Genomic DNA, 14,211 nt, shown 5'->3' with positions numbered 1-14,211 from the left:
AATATGGCTAAAATTTTATTAATATTGATTCTTATAGCGCCTTCCATTAATGCCGCAGGGCCTCGATGGGATAATTCAATAGATATAAACGCTCCTGATTTAACTGTATCAGCTGCCGCAGAGCAGTGCCATAAAAGCCTAATTAACGCGCCTGAGTATCTCGAAGAGTGGTGTGAAAAAGCTTATGAAATGGGATACTGGAAGGCACTGGTTACACTAAGCCTTCATAATGGAGATGGAACTCGATTATTAAAGGAGGCCAAAAAGCGGGTTGCGGCAAAAGAGCCAAAAGCTTATTCAACTTTAGCTTGGTTATATGGCAGTGGTATGTTTGTGGAGCAAGATATTAATTATGCTATTTCCCTTTACAAAGAATTTTTAGCATTAGATGCAGAATTGCCAAATTCGTTAGTTGCGGCTGCGCACTTTAAGTTAGCAAACTTATATGAATCGCAGCAGAATTGGCTTGCAGTAAATGAGCATGCACAATATGTTATTGACCACAGCCCTTTAGCTTATGATAAAGAACGAGCTGTTGATTTGTTAGAGTTAGCTAAAAAAGAAATTTTGATTAAGAATAAATCATTGAATGAATAGACTAGACACCCATTCTAATTTTGCAGTTTAGTAAACAAAGTACTACCACTTTATATAGCGTTTCATTCGGCTTGCATTTTGTATAGTGATGAGCATTCTACAGGTCAACCCTCAATTTTCGCAGAGGCTGAGTTGAAGATAAGTTGCTTAAGCTCGAAAGGTGTTTTGTATTGATGTATGTGTTTACGCAGTTTTGAGTAACCACACTCAACACGCAGAGATAACTATAAGATTAAAGTTGTAATGAAATATGTAAGTCGATGCGCTTATCTAAGCGAGCTAATATAGAGGGAATGATTTGTTTTTTAGTGATAAGCAAAAAAATAAAGTGGAATTTTATGCACTTGTATATGTAATCTCGTTTTTATTGCCATTTCCTGCTTCGCTATATTCTGTTGCATTATCTCAATTAGGTGGTGTAGCACTTTGGCTGATTGGCTCAATAACATATATGATTGTTTACCTGCGAGTCGTGTCAGAATTACCAAAAGAGGATAGGTATTTTGTTACATGGGGTCAAGCAAGCTATTTTCCTCAACTGCTTTTTAAAGTAGCCCCTGTATTAATATTTATACTTTTATGCTTGTGTTGGGAAGTTTTTAGTGTTTAAAAACGAAGAGGTGTTTTTATTATTTCCCCCATGGAAGCTTTTACGTAGGTTCTTATTAGTAACGGTTATCTTACTTATAGGAACTGTTTATTCAGGCATGACATTGTTAACACAGTACTTTGATACAAGTCCTGAGTGGCTGTTGGGCATTTTGTTTTCCGTTGGAATTATGTTTTGCCTTTTAAACTTTAAAGTTAGTCAAGGCTCTTTTCTATGTGCAAAGTTATTGAAATACTATGCTCTATTTTTAGCTTTGATTTGCTTACCATCATTTATAATTTTAGAGGGAAATGGTTATCATATAGCTACAGTTACTAATATAGCCTTTATGCTGCTGTCTTTTTATTTGATTAAAGGAAATAAATACCAAGGCTTAATTAAATATCAATATAACTTTTTTAAGGATATAAAAGACGCTCGGGCCGCTGTTGAAAAAGAGATAGCTAAAGGAAATAAGAGAAAGAAAAAGTAAGTCTGCATAGCTTTGCTTATTGAATTAAAATACAAAGGAACATAGATAAAAGTAGGGCGATGAGTATGTTAGCCGCGCAATGAAATTATGGCGTGGAGTTAAGGAATGTTATTCAAAAAGTGAAATGTGTAACTTCACTGCAAAAGCGCTTTTATTTGCAATGAGTTATGAATATGCAGTTGCTCCTTACAGCTCTGAGAATAATGACGCTATTGAATTTTATAAATGGTGTTTCGAAAATTTAAATAAAGATCAAGGATAGGTAATGAATAAAATAAACACGGATGTAAATTACAGAACAATGGCGGGCAATGCGCGTTTAGTTATGTTAGGCGAATCAAGCCACAATCCCGCAATCTACAAATATGAAGCTATAAAAGCACTTAGGCAACTTAAAACAGCTGGCTTTACCCATTTTGCAATTGAAATGTTACCTCGTTCTATGCAAGAAAAAATAGAGTTTTATCAACGAACAGGTAAAGGGTTTAATGTAATTCAGCAATATTTTAATGATAATTGGGCTTGGGGTTATTTAGTTCCTAAAGCATATGGCGAGCTGGTTAAAGCCGCTCGGGAAGTAGGCTTAAAAATAATTGCACTTGATTTGACTTTGGATGAGATGGAGGTTATTGATAAATCGTGTGATTATGATAATTCATTAGCAGGTAATTGTTTTAATAGTCACACCATTAGAAATATGGTTTGGGCTCAAAATATAAGTAATATTTTAAATCAAACTAATCAAAATCGCGTTGTTGCTTTTATGCATCGTTGGCATGCTGTTAGATCAACTAAATATCAAGAAGGTCTTGATACACTTGTGAAAATGGAAGGCACGCTAAAACTTAGATTTATTGACTTTATTGGTGGTACTGCTTGTTACTCACAAAGAAGTTGTGAGGGTTATTCTGATGAAAAGGGTAATCTTAAAAAGCAATATTTTTCACGAGAAGGTTTTCCATTTCAAACTGCAGTAAAATCTTATCAAGTACACCTGCCTGAAAATACCTCGATAGTAAAAGGTATATAGTAGTGAAAAAGTTAATTTATACTTTTTTTGTACTTATATTATGTTCCGGCTCATTTGCTGGAACTTTATTTCCAAAGCATGATATTAATGATCCTAAGTTATCCAAAAACACAGTGATACTTCAATGCCAAAAAAGCCTGATGTATGCGCCTAGACAGCTTGAAAAATGGTGCGAAAAAGCATACGAAATGGGATATTGGCAGGCGCTAGAAGTTATAGGTTTACATACAAGTGATGGAAGCCGTTATATCACGGAGGCTCAATTACATGCTGAAAATGGTGATCCTGATGGAATCTTAGCATTGGCTTTTGCATATGAGTCTGGGCGTTTTGTTACTAAAAACCTACATAAATCAATTGCTTTATATAGTCAATACTTAAATGAAAACCAAGGTATTGAAGAAGAGAAAATGAGAGTAATCAGAACCCATGAAGCTCTATATTTGATATATACAAAGTTAGGTGATTTTGAAAACGCAGCTAAACAGAAACGCTTTTTAGATGAAAGTAATTATAAAGAAAATAAAGAAGCTATATTAAAAAAACAAATGCGAGAAGCGGGAATATCTATTGACTCAGAACAATAAAATGCAATTTTAGTAAAATTGATACTTTGATATTCGCATGACAGATTTAATTGAAATAAAAAGGAGCTATAAACGCCAAACTTAAGGCGCTATAGAATTATTATGGAACAACAACACCAACATACACTAACCAACCTTGTATACGATATTTACGAGGATCCAACTAAAATTGAAGAGCATCAAGAGCTTATTCAACCACTATTGAGCGATTTAGTTGCAACTGCCCCTGCGGGTTTTGAAGGCATGGCGACGATGATTAATACTCACATTTCAAACGGGTTTAAGTTTAAAAACCCTAAAATACAAAAGTTTGAGCTTGAGTCAGGCTTATTAAAGCTTAAAACCTACCTGCAAAAAATAAACCTTTAATTAGTTCCGTAATTGCCAATACTCTCGGCGCAGTGTATTGGCTGTAATCAAGGATGATAAATGACTCTTATAAACACCTGCATTTTAATGCTGTTTTTACAGCCATTATTTGTTTATTTAGCACTATTTAAACAGTCAAAATACAGTGTTAAGCCCAAAAGCTCGTTAGATAATGAAGATTCAATGTTTTTATTTATTGCCCCTGGCTTATCGGTTTTTTATCTTGATCAGTTTTGGGTCGCGCTGCTTTATTTAGGTAGTGTGTGCTTATTGGGTGTATTGCTAGCTAAAATTGTAGAAAGCAAAGCAAACAAGCGATTGACCAGAGACGATTCAATAGGGTTTATGGTCGCCAGTTTTATCTTTTTTGGAATGATAAAGTTAATTATTGTTGCGGTAGCGTATTTTTTTATCGATGACGCTTCAAGCGCGATAACAGAAGATTTAAGCCCAGCTAAAGAGCCCTCATTAACGATTAGCCAAATGTTTAGTGTGGATTATTTGTATAGCCAGTTTAAACCTACGGTTTATTTTTTAGCATTAATGGTCGTGACCTTAGTGCTCAAAATTATTGAGTACAAGTTTTCTTTAAAGGAGGCGCTTTCAGGCATACTTATTATGCTAAGTGCTATATTAGTCGGTATTTCCCCACTATTTGGCGAAGCTTATATATTAGGCTTAATTGCTAATTTTTTTATTTTTTTTATAGTGTGCTCTACATGTATCGAAATAGACAAAATAGGGGATGCATCGGGTGGCGCTATTGCTATTTTATATGGCTATATATTAATGATGGGACTTGGGTTTAGCATTATATGTAAGCTGGTTTATGAATTGTTTTTTTAGGGAATGATGTATTGCTTGTTTTTTGCTCTAAATGCTTGCAGTGCGCTTTGTACCCAATTAGAATAAATTTTAGTTGAAATGGGCAATTTCATTAACGCTGATAGTTAAGAGTTTAAAACGTCATTAAATAGCAATACGACACGTGTATTTTGAGTTTAATAGTTGGGAGCTTGTATATTTTGTTATCACGTTTTAAAGCTCACATTTTGGTAATTATATCTATTGCTATTATTTTTACTACAACACAGGCTTATGCAGATATATTTGGTTTTTTTAATAAGCAGGATTTTGTTTTATCGGCTCCGATGAAGGGGCAATTATTAGATAAAGGGCAGCCTGTTGCAAATGCTAAGGTTGTACGTGCGCTTACTTATGGTGATGAATATAAAGATGAAGCAATAACCGATCATAATGGTTTTTTTACCTTCACAGAAAAATCTATAAAAACGAGTAAGCCTGCAAACATGTTTGATAATGAATCACTGGTTCAACATGTTTATTTAGAAAATGGTACGCCTGAGGGCGTTGTTCTTTGGTACACAACCGTGTCTATGCACGATGGGAGTGATACCCTAAAAAGCTTACTCGCTGACTTAGAGTGTGATATTGCCAAAGACCCACAAACATACGACATACCTATAGAAGAAGCGCCAGAGCACTTCTTTACGGTATATGGTGCATGCATTTGATTTATTGGAGATTATATTTTTGATGGAGCGGTTTAAGTTGCCATTACTCATTGTAGTTGTGGCTATTCTAATTTTATTTACTACAACACAGGTTTTTGCAAATATGTTTGGTTTTTTTAGTAAGGAAGATTTTGTGTTATCAGCTCCAGTTGAAGGGCGTTTGCTTTTTGATGAGCAACCTGTTGCTGGTAAAAAGGTATTTCGTAGACTAAATTATGGCGATGAATATATTGATGAAGTAACAACAAGTAGTGATGGTCGTTTCTCTTTCCCTAAAAAAGTTATCAAAACATCAAAGCCATCAAACATGTTCGACAACGAATCTGTTATACAACACATATACACATTAGATGAGAATGCAAAGGAAGTTACTATTTGGGCAGTTAGGCTATTTCCTTACGAGCATAAAGATACGCTAACCGAATACTTAAGTAATTTGGTTTGTGATATCGCAAATGAGCCAGAAACATTTGATATAGCTGCTAAAAATGATAAACAGCATACATTTGCAGTTTTTACCACCTGTAAGCTCTAACGTTTAAAGCCAATAAAAGGATTTAAAATGAATACGTTAACACCTACTCAGGCAGTCCAATTAGCATCACTTGCTTATGATGCTAAAGAATTAAAAAATACAAAACTATTAAATGGGCTATTGCATGCATCCTTAAGAGATCAGTTTGATTTTTCTATCAATAATAGATCCATACAAGGTGTGTCAGGCGGGTTTTTCTCTCATTTATTTGGTTTAAGTACTGGGTTTGGCCTTGTTGCACACGGTAAAAATTCATTTCAAGGTGATTCAGTAATCACTATTCGTGGTACGGCTTCTCTTAGAGATGGCCTAACAGATGCACACTTTGGTTTAAGCGGTGGCTCTAACGGCAGTATGGTACATGCTGGGTTTAATAAAACCTTTTATAGTATGAAACCTGCACTACAAGAATTTGTAGCAGCTAACATTCGAGACAAAATGACCGGCTGTGTGCACATTGTTGGTCATAGTTTAGGTGGTGCATTGGCTACGCTTTCAGCCGATTGGATAAAAGCAGAGTATTCGTTGCCGGTTAAATTATATACGTTCGGCTCACCAAGAGTGGGGCTTGATAACTTTTCACGCGCTGCCACCTCTCGTATTGATAAAATATACCGCTGTACACACGGCGCTGATCCGGTTACAAAAGTGCCTTTGTGGCCATTTTCACATGCGCCCTACAATGGCCAAGAAATTCGCCTTGATAACGGCCAGGGCCTTAAAGGCGCAGCACACAAATTAAGTGGTACGCCAGGCTATGTTAATACCGCAAACAGTAATGACTGGGGCAATTTAACTGTAAAAGCTAACCACTTTTTAAGCGCGCCGGTACGTTTGAAGTTTGAAGACAGAAATCAAGCTTCATTTAGTTCGCATTGGGCAGATAAACTTGGCGCTGCGTTAGTTACCTTATTAAAAGATTCGGGCTACTACAGTGCTGTTGCGGCGCAAGCAGCCATAGGTACAGGTTTAACTTTTTACGATATGCTCGCGCGAACGCTTGATAAAATAGCCAAAGCGTCAGCTTCATTTGCAACACAAACCTTAGGTTTACTCGGGCACATGTTAGTGTTTGCTGGCAAAGTTATTAGTAAAGCAGTAGAGCTGACTTACAGTTTTATTAAATCAGTATTTGATTCAACTCTAGGGGCATTATATCGCGCTGCCCGAGAAGGCTTAAATGGTCTAGATTAAGGTTTTATAAGCCTTAATCTCGCTCTACCGAGAAGGCTTAAATGGTCTAGATTAAGGTTTTATAAGCCTTAATCTCGCTCTAACAAAATGGCACCACTTTGGGCTTCACCTAAGTGGTCGTCTTTGTTATAAATAGGGCACTTACTCATTGATAAACACCCACAGCCAATACAGCCATCAACCCGTTCACGTAAACGTTGCATATAAGCAATACGCTCATCAAGTTTCTTTTGCCATTGTTTTGAAAGTGCAGACCAGTCTTTTTGTGTTGGTGTACGCTGCTCTGGTAACGTTGCCAGAGTTTGTTTAATTTCTTCGAGCGTGATCCCCATCGCTTGTGCTGCTTTTATAACTGCTACTAGCCTTAGTACATCTGGTTTAAAGCGTCGTTGATTGCCACTGTTTCGCCAACTGCGTATTAACCCTTTATTTTCGTAAAAGTGCAGTGTAGATACCTTAACGCCACTGCGTTTAGCGACAAACCCAACCGTTAAGTTGGCTTCAGTAAGTTTTTTTTGTACCGCCATCACTTTAATTCCTTTTAAAAATTAAATTATTTCTTATTTACCTGAACTTAACTTGAGGTTTTAAACTTTGCTCCATCATAAAAAAAGGAGTGATACAAATGCAAGATAAATCAACGAATACCACAGCCATAATTTTTTCAAGTGCCCGTAAATCAGGTAACACCAGTACACAAGTCAACAATTATATAGCTAAGGAAGGCGGGCAAGGCTTTTGCATAGATGACTTTGTTATCTCACCTTATCGCTATGACAAAAACTACCCTGAAGATGATTTTTACACTCTATTTGAACAGTTACTTACCTTTGAGCATTGGGTAATTGCGTCACCTATTTATTGGTATAACACCACGCCACAAATGAAAGCGTTTATGGATAGAATTACTGATTACATGGATGATGAGGCGTTACAACCGAAACTTAGAACTTTACGACAAAAACAGTTTTCACTGCTGTCTAATGCTACGTCTGCTTCTGCGCCGGATGCATTTATCGATATGTTTAAACATACATTCAATTATTTAGGGATGACGTTTATAGCGCACTCACATGTTCAGGCTAGTTAATTGCTTTAAATAGCGTTAGGGTAGGCTAAGCCAACAATAAAATGGAAACTTATGAAAACATCACTTTTAGGTCTTAGCCTTCTTTTAACTAGCTTTAGTAGTTTGGCAGCAGAGCCTGCGCCTGTTATTAAAGACTTTGGTTATTTTTATAATGTGCACGAGCATAAATCTGATTTAAGCCAAGCGCAGTTTAAAATTGCCTTTGATGTAGGAGATGGCGCTGAAAAAGGCGCGCAAAATAATCATATTAATTCGTTAGCGCGCTTTATCAATATGCATGTGGCTCACGGCGTAAAACCAGAAAATATCCAGCTGGCGCTAGTGGTACACGGTGGAGCCAGTGTTGATGTACTTCAAAACAGCGTTTATAAAGCACGGTTTGAAGAAGATAACAAAACCGAATCTTTAATTAAACAGCTGCTTGCGAATAACACGCGGGTATATATATGCGGGCAGTCGGCAATGCATATGAAGGTAGCTGCAGATCAGCTTATACCTGGGGTGAAAATGGCGCTTTCTGCGATGACTGCGCATGCGCAGTTACAGCAACAAGGCTATACGTTGAATCCGTTTTAAACATGAATATTCTTTGTTTTGGCGACTCCAATACCTTTGGTACATCACCCGTTGATGGAAAGCGGCTGCCTGCGCATGAACGCTGGCCGGGCATATTAGCAGAGCTGTTGGGTACAGGGCACCTCGTTATTGAAGCTGGGCAGCCTAATCGTACCTTAGTGAATAACCCGCCATTTAGCGGCGATAAATCAGGCGTAAAGTATTTAAAACCGTATCTGGAAGCGCACACTGTTGATGTTGTTATTATTGCGCTTGGCACCAATGATTTAAAAGCCCGTTTTGCACTGTCTGCTATCGATATTAGCAAAGCGCTTGAGGAGTTGATTTTAGCCATTAAAGCCTTTTATCATTGTAAAACAATACCAAAGATTATCATTATAAGCCCGCCCAAGGTTCATGAAGTGGGAAGTTATAAAAGTATTTACGCAGGTGCAGGTATAAAAGCTGAACAATTATCTATTGAATTTAAAGCCGCCGCTGATCGTCACACGTGTGTGTTTTTAGATTGTTATCCGCTGATACAATCTTGCAATAAAGAGGGCATACATTTACCTGTTAGTGAGCATAGAGAGCTTGCTAATAGGTTGACACCTATAATAAAAAAAGCCGCAGTATATTAATCACCGCGACTTTAATTTATTACTTAGGGAGTGTATTAAAATGCGTAACTAACACTTAAGCGTGTTGTACGTGGCATAATGTAACGGCCATTGGGGGCGTCGGCATTGCGCGGGTCGCCTTCAGTGATACCTTGCTCGTCGGTTAGGTTATCTATGGCTAATTGCAGTTTAATGCCTTCCATTGGTTCAATAATTAAACCTAAGTCTACTTTTTCGTAGCCATCAAGTGTCACGGTGTTTTCGTTATTACCAAAGCGGTCATCCACTGCTGACAAGGTACCATATAAAGTGGCATACATGCCGTCTACTTCAAAGTCATAGCTTGGTGTTACACGTACTTGCCATTTAGGTTGGCGCTGTGCGTCGTTACCTTTATTTTCAGGGCTTTCAGTGATTTCGGTCTGTTGTAATGTGGTATTTAAATTAACAGAAAAGCCAGATTCATGATTAAAGTTATAATCAAGTTCAACACCATACGCTTCGTTGGTTAAAATTTCAGCCGGTACTCCTGGGCGACTTACAAAGGTATCGCCTTTTACTTCATTGACAAAAAAGGTGGCGTAGAAGTCGGTAGAGTCTGAAATAAGTTTGTAACCTAGTTCGCCCTGCGTTACTTCTTTAATTAGTTTTTCACCCCCTTGGTATGCGCCAAAGTTATCTCTAAAGTCATCAAAATATGGCATTTTATAACCACGGTTAACACGTGCAAACACGCCCATGTCGTCATTAATTGAATAGTTTAGACCGGTTGTCCATGAGGTTTTACTTTCATCGTAATCAACGGCTTTAGTGATAATACCGTCAAGGTCTTCATCAACACTGTATTGCACGTCATGGTTTTCTTTACGTACACCTAAATCAAGCGTAAATGCATCTGCAAATTTGTATTGGCCTGTAAAGTAAAAAGCATTGGTGCGTGCATCGCCTGTTGAGCTAATATCGTAATTAAAACCACACCCGTCAGTGCTTTGGTTACATTCAATGCCATTTAATGACTCACCACCGGCTTCCAGCACGTGATACGCCGTATTGCCTAAGCTCCACCAATCGCTCGCAGATGTGCTTGCGGTGTAATAACCAAAAGTGGCCGATAAATCGCCAAATTGCTTTGAAAAGGCTAAGTCGTTAGTAAACGAGCTTATTTCTTTTAATACTACCCAGCGACCCAGTTGCTGAATCGCGGTGTCACTAGCATATTCGGTGTTAGTCACTGCACCGAATGCCGTTTGACCATTGTCAGCCACTTCACCAATTGTCGTTGCTGAACCATTAGGTACTAGGCCAAATGTATTGGCATCGCCTTTAGTAATATTAAAACGATCTATAAATTGCCAGCCATTATCAAATTCTAGTTTAATGCTACCGCCGGATACATGGCCATCCCATCCTCGGCCATCACCTAGGTCAATATCGTGTGCTTGCGCATCTGGGCCGGTAAAAATCGTCGCTTGACGGTTAAGTGTGCCTAATTGAGTATACTGGGCGTCAATACCGTCAACGTTTAATGGGGTGGGTAAGTACCAAGCACCGTGATCGTCTGTTTGACGGGTATAAAAGTTAAGCTCGCCATTGTCTAACTCTTTAGTAATGTTAATTGTAAATTGGCTTCCTTTTTCTGAGGTAAACCCTGCATCACGAATACCCGGTGAGCTTTTAACATAGCCGCCTACCATGAAATATAGGTCGTCGGTGATTTCACCACTTAGCACAGCATCAACCCGTTGTAAGTCGTAATCTGAGGTGGTGTATTTAAATAAGCCTTGAGTATCTTCACTGCCACGCTTTAACCTAAAGTTGGTTGTTAAACCAGGCTGACCATTGGATAGCACAGGGTTAGGACCACCACGCAGTGCTTCCATTGTTTCAATCGTTTCATCGATTCTAAATAACGATGAGTTTTCTAAAAATGAAAGAGTAGGCGCAGGGTAAACTGGCGAGCCTTCAATACTGAGTGTTAAAAATGGCGCATCACCACCTCCTGGAAAACCACGTACAAATACGTTGGCACCAGACTCACCACCAGAGCTTTCTACCCACACACCGGGAACAGCTTTAAATAAGTCAGCAGTACTTTTTGGTGATAATTTTATAATTTGTGATGAATCAATATTTGTTACTGCGTAGCTGGCATCAATTTTTCTGATCCCAACACCTGCGGGGGTACCAGAAACGACAATTCGCTCAACTTTTTTTTCTTTTGCTTGTTCTGCTGCAACAGCAGCGTGTGTGCTTAGGGCTAAAGTAATTGCACAGGCTAGCATGCTTTTTGCTCTATTGAATTTCATGTGTGAGATCCCGTTTTTAGTGTGTTAAACAGTGTGTATTACAGCGAGATTGATTAAATTTTAATGTAAACAAGCTGTATAAATTGAAACTCTAGAGATAAATGCAAACGTTTGCAATGTTTATTTGTAAATTATTTATTAATATGGGCTGTTGTTTTATTGAGCGTAATTACACAAGAGCGTAATTTTTAAGTTAATGGGCAAGCCAGTAAAAAATAATAATGCTATATTGTCAGCAAGTTAGATATAGCATCAGCCGCAGTGGAGCGTTTAGAGTTTTATGAATAATAAAAAAATTAAATTAGCTGATTTAGCAAAGCTTGCAGGGGTGTCTACCTCAACGGTTTCGCGCGCGCTGAATAATAACCCGCTTATAAAACAAGAAACCCGCGACAAGCTTCAGCAGCTTGCAAAAAAACATAATTTTAGCCTTAACACGGCAGCTAGCCGTTTACGTACGCAAAAAACCAATGTTGTTGCCGTTATTATTAATCTTGATGAGCAAACCGAGCAGTCAATCAGCGATCCATTTTTACTCAAGGTAGTGAGCGAAATTAACCTTGCGCTTAATCAACAGGGTTTAGAGTTGTTGTTATCTAACTCTATTATGGCGCAAGATGACTGGGCTAATTACTTTATTAATGGCCGCCGAGCAGACGGTATTATTGTTGTGGGGCAAGGAAAAAACCAAACTAATATAGAAGCGGCTGCCGATGCGGGTATTCCTTTAGTTGTATGGGGGGATCCAAAAACACAAAGCAATTATCCTATTGTCGGCAGCGATAACTACTTAGGAGGAATGCAAGCGACCGCTCATTTAATAGAACACGGTGCTAAAAGTATTTTATTTTTAGGCGATCCTGAGCATGGTGAAATTAGTGAAAGGCATCGTGGTTACGCTGCTGCACTTTCTACTCATAAACTTGAGCAGCATGTTATATCCATTGATATTACCAGTCGCTCAGCGTATCAAGTAATTAATCAGTTATTACGTGAAAAAGGCTTATATTTTGACGCGATAATGGCCTGTAGTGACATGGTTGCACTGGGGGCGATGAAAGCGCTGAAAGAGCGCTATGTAAGTATTCCCAACGATGTGGCACTGGTTGGATTTGATGACATTGCCATGGCTGATATTAGCCACCCTTCACTTTCTACAATTAAACAAAACACCCAATTTGCTGCGACTTTGTTAGTTAAAAAGTTAATACAGCAGTTTTCAGGTGAAAAAGCCGAATCACAAGTTATTGATATAGAATTAATTACTCGCCAGTCAAGCAAACGTTAATCTAGTATGCGTGTATATTAATTGTTAAATTTAAAATGCAAACGATTGCAATGGTATTTGTTCTACACTAAACTCTGGATTTACTGACTAACACACACGGTAATTTACCAGCTATGGGTAATTTGCTTTATAAAAGTTATGGCGTATGTAGCTATAAACGAGGCAAGCAATGAGTAAAATAAAAATCACACTGGCAATTGCTGCAAGCTATTTTATTTTCGCAATACTATTAAATAGCGTAGGCACTGTTATTTTGCAGGCTATAAACACACTAGGAGTAAGCAAAACCGAAGCCTCGGTTTTAGAGGGGTTTAAAGACTTATCAATTGCAATAATGTCATTTGTTGTTGCTTCATTTATACCACGTTTAGGCTACAAGCTTGCAATGCTGCTAGCACTGATAGTTGTCGCTATAGCGTGTTTGAGTACGGCTGTAATAAGTGACTTTTACATGTTTAAAGTGTTATTTGCTGCTGTGGGTTGTGGTTTTGCGGTCGTTAAGGTGTCGGTTTATTCAATTATTGGCCAAGTGACTGAGGATGCAAATAGTCACTCATCATTACTGAACACCATAGAAGGCATTTTTATGGTGGGTGTATTAAGTGGCTATTGGGTATTCACCGCATTTATAGACCCTGTTGATAGCAATGCGTGGTTGAATGTTTATTACCTATTAGCAGCGCTTACGCTTTTGGTGGTTGTTAGTGTTGTGATAGCACCAATAAAGCCTGCTATCAAAGGTCAAAGAAGCAACTCGGGTTGGAATGACTTTATTGCTATGCTCAAACTTACCTATCAACCGTTAGTGCTGATTTTTATTATTAGTGCATTTTTGTATGTGTTAATCGAGCAAGGGGTAGGGACTTGGTTGCCTACATTTAATAATCAAGTTTTGCAATTACCAGTAGCTATTAGTATACAACTAGCGAGTATTTTTGCCGCAGCTCTTGCTTTAGGGCGCTTAGTGGCGGGCCAAGTATTAAAGCATATTCATTGGTTTGTAGTACTTAGCTGTTGTTTAGTTGCTATGGCTGCATTGATCATTATTACCTTACCACTAACGGAAAACTTACCTAAAAGCGAGGTGAATAGTTTATTTGATGCGCCTCTGGCGGCGTTTGTTTTGCCATTAATTGGCTTTTTTATGGCGCCCATTTATCCGGTACTCAACTCAGTCATGCTCAGTGCGCTTCAAAAGCATCAACATGCTGCAATGACAGGGTTAATCGTTGTGTTTTCAGCACTTGGTGGCACCACAGGGTCGGTGATAACCGGGTATGTATTTGAGCACTTTAGTGGCCAGCATGCTTTTTATCTTTCACTTGTGCCCATTAGTTTAATTTTTATTAGCGTGATTATTTTTAAAAAACGCACCCATGCCATTTCACAACACGCAGTCAATAGTTAATAGATTAGGACAGTT

18 protein-coding genes and 1 pseudogene are annotated in these 14,211 nt (G+C 38.1%); 17 read left to right on the top strand and 2 right to left on the bottom strand.

Annotated features, from left to right (window positions below):
* Positions 1 to 3 precede the first annotated feature (3 nt).
* The 12 genes and pseudogenes from MTF66_RS09705 to MTF66_RS09655 all read left to right on the top strand — a co-directional run bounded on the left by MTF66_RS09705 (position 4) and on the right by MTF66_RS09655 (position 6,929).
* Positions 4 to 597 (top strand): hypothetical protein, encoded by a 594-nt coding sequence (locus tag MTF66_RS09705; RefSeq protein WP_024602679.1) that lies wholly within the window; start codon positions 4 to 6, stop codon positions 595 to 597.
* A gap of 143 nt (positions 598 to 740) precedes the next feature.
* Positions 741 to 805: pseudogene (locus MTF66_RS38650) on the top strand (Mobile element protein); the annotation flags it as partial.
* A gap of 90 nt (positions 806 to 895) precedes the next feature.
* Entirely contained in the window at positions 896 to 1,207 is a 312-nt protein-coding gene (locus MTF66_RS09700) for a hypothetical protein (protein WP_075170028.1), read from the top strand.
* Positions 1,200 to 1,679, top strand: coding sequence for a hypothetical protein (locus MTF66_RS09695; protein WP_054201379.1), 480 nt, complete (start codon positions 1,200 to 1,202; stop codon positions 1,677 to 1,679). Before MTF66_RS09700 ends, MTF66_RS09695 begins: the two co-directional genes overlap by 8 nt.
* Before the next feature lie 79 nt (positions 1,680 to 1,758).
* The gene (locus MTF66_RS09690; protein WP_241773564.1) at positions 1,759 to 1,941 is read left to right on the top strand and encodes a hypothetical protein; all 183 of its coding nucleotides are present in this window, start codon (positions 1,759 to 1,761) and stop codon (positions 1,939 to 1,941) included.
* 3 nt (positions 1,942 to 1,944) lie between these two features.
* A complete protein-coding gene (locus MTF66_RS09685) occupies positions 1,945 to 2,709 on the top strand; it encodes a ChaN family lipoprotein (RefSeq protein ID WP_028834225.1) in 765 nt (254 codons plus the stop codon).
* A 2-nt stretch (positions 2,710 to 2,711) separates the two neighbouring features.
* Positions 2,712 to 3,296: a hypothetical protein gene (locus MTF66_RS09680; RefSeq protein WP_054201378.1), complete on the top strand. Its 585-nt coding sequence runs from the start codon at positions 2,712 to 2,714 to the stop codon at positions 3,294 to 3,296.
* Between the two features lie 102 nt (positions 3,297 to 3,398).
* The gene (locus MTF66_RS09675; RefSeq protein WP_054201377.1) at positions 3,399 to 3,665 is read left to right on the top strand and encodes a hypothetical protein; all 267 of its coding nucleotides are present in this window, start codon (positions 3,399 to 3,401) and stop codon (positions 3,663 to 3,665) included.
* A 60-nt stretch (positions 3,666 to 3,725) separates the two neighbouring features.
* The gene (locus tag MTF66_RS09670) at positions 3,726 to 4,511 is read left to right on the top strand and encodes a hypothetical protein (RefSeq protein ID WP_054201376.1); all 786 of its coding nucleotides are present in this window, start codon (positions 3,726 to 3,728) and stop codon (positions 4,509 to 4,511) included.
* A 179-nt stretch (positions 4,512 to 4,690) separates the two neighbouring features.
* Positions 4,691 to 5,200 (top strand): DUF6795 domain-containing protein, encoded by a 510-nt coding sequence (locus MTF66_RS09665; RefSeq protein ID WP_082360125.1) that lies wholly within the window; start codon positions 4,691 to 4,693, stop codon positions 5,198 to 5,200.
* Positions 5,201 to 5,237: 37 nt separating this feature from the next.
* Positions 5,238 to 5,735 (top strand): DUF6795 domain-containing protein, encoded by a 498-nt coding sequence (locus MTF66_RS09660; RefSeq protein WP_338390801.1) that lies wholly within the window; start codon positions 5,238 to 5,240, stop codon positions 5,733 to 5,735.
* A 27-nt stretch (positions 5,736 to 5,762) separates the two neighbouring features.
* Positions 5,763 to 6,929 (top strand): lipase family protein, encoded by a 1,167-nt coding sequence (locus MTF66_RS09655; RefSeq protein WP_248527112.1) that lies wholly within the window; start codon positions 5,763 to 5,765, stop codon positions 6,927 to 6,929.
* Between the two features lie 68 nt (positions 6,930 to 6,997).
* On the opposite strand, the gene soxR is transcribed toward MTF66_RS09655, so the two are convergent.
* A complete protein-coding gene (soxR, locus tag MTF66_RS09650) occupies positions 6,998 to 7,456 on the bottom strand; it encodes a redox-sensitive transcriptional activator SoxR (RefSeq protein WP_248527111.1) in 459 nt (152 codons plus the stop codon).
* A 98-nt stretch (positions 7,457 to 7,554) separates the two neighbouring features.
* Here soxR and MTF66_RS09645 point away from each other — a divergent pair, with 98 nt between their 5' ends.
* From MTF66_RS09645 to MTF66_RS09635, 3 genes are read left to right on the top strand one after another with little or no spacing between them, the layout of a single operon-like run.
* Complete coding sequence (locus MTF66_RS09645; RefSeq protein ID WP_248527110.1) at positions 7,555 to 8,019, top strand: flavodoxin family protein; 465 nt, start codon at positions 7,555 to 7,557, stop codon at positions 8,017 to 8,019.
* Positions 8,020 to 8,070: 51 nt separating this feature from the next.
* The gene (locus MTF66_RS09640; RefSeq protein WP_248527109.1) at positions 8,071 to 8,595 is read left to right on the top strand and encodes a DsrE family protein; all 525 of its coding nucleotides are present in this window, start codon (positions 8,071 to 8,073) and stop codon (positions 8,593 to 8,595) included.
* Positions 8,596 to 8,597: 2 nt separating this feature from the next.
* On the top strand, positions 8,598 to 9,215 hold the full coding sequence (locus MTF66_RS09635) for a GDSL-type esterase/lipase family protein (RefSeq protein ID WP_076921961.1): 618 nt from the start codon (positions 8,598 to 8,600) through the stop codon (positions 9,213 to 9,215).
* Between the two features lie 35 nt (positions 9,216 to 9,250).
* On the opposite strand, the gene MTF66_RS09630 is transcribed toward MTF66_RS09635, so the two are convergent.
* On the bottom strand, positions 9,251 to 11,500 hold the full coding sequence (locus tag MTF66_RS09630) for a TonB-dependent receptor (RefSeq protein WP_054201370.1): 2,250 nt from the start codon (positions 11,498 to 11,500) through the stop codon (positions 9,251 to 9,253).
* Between the two features lie 280 nt (positions 11,501 to 11,780).
* Between MTF66_RS09630 and MTF66_RS09625 the strand changes: the two genes are divergently transcribed.
* Together MTF66_RS09625 and MTF66_RS09620 are read left to right on the top strand one after the other, a co-directional pair.
* A complete protein-coding gene (locus MTF66_RS09625) occupies positions 11,781 to 12,788 on the top strand; it encodes a LacI family DNA-binding transcriptional regulator (protein ID WP_054201369.1) in 1,008 nt (335 codons plus the stop codon).
* Positions 12,789 to 12,957: 169 nt separating this feature from the next.
* A complete protein-coding gene (locus MTF66_RS09620; protein ID WP_138594315.1) occupies positions 12,958 to 14,196 on the top strand; it encodes a sugar MFS transporter in 1,239 nt (412 codons plus the stop codon).
* Positions 14,197 to 14,211: the final 15 nt, after the last annotated feature.

Source organism: Pseudoalteromonas sp. 2CM39R, from assembly GCF_023161845.1.
Note: the sequence above shows the minus strand (reverse complement) of the source record. Positions and strands in the feature narration are given on the sequence as shown.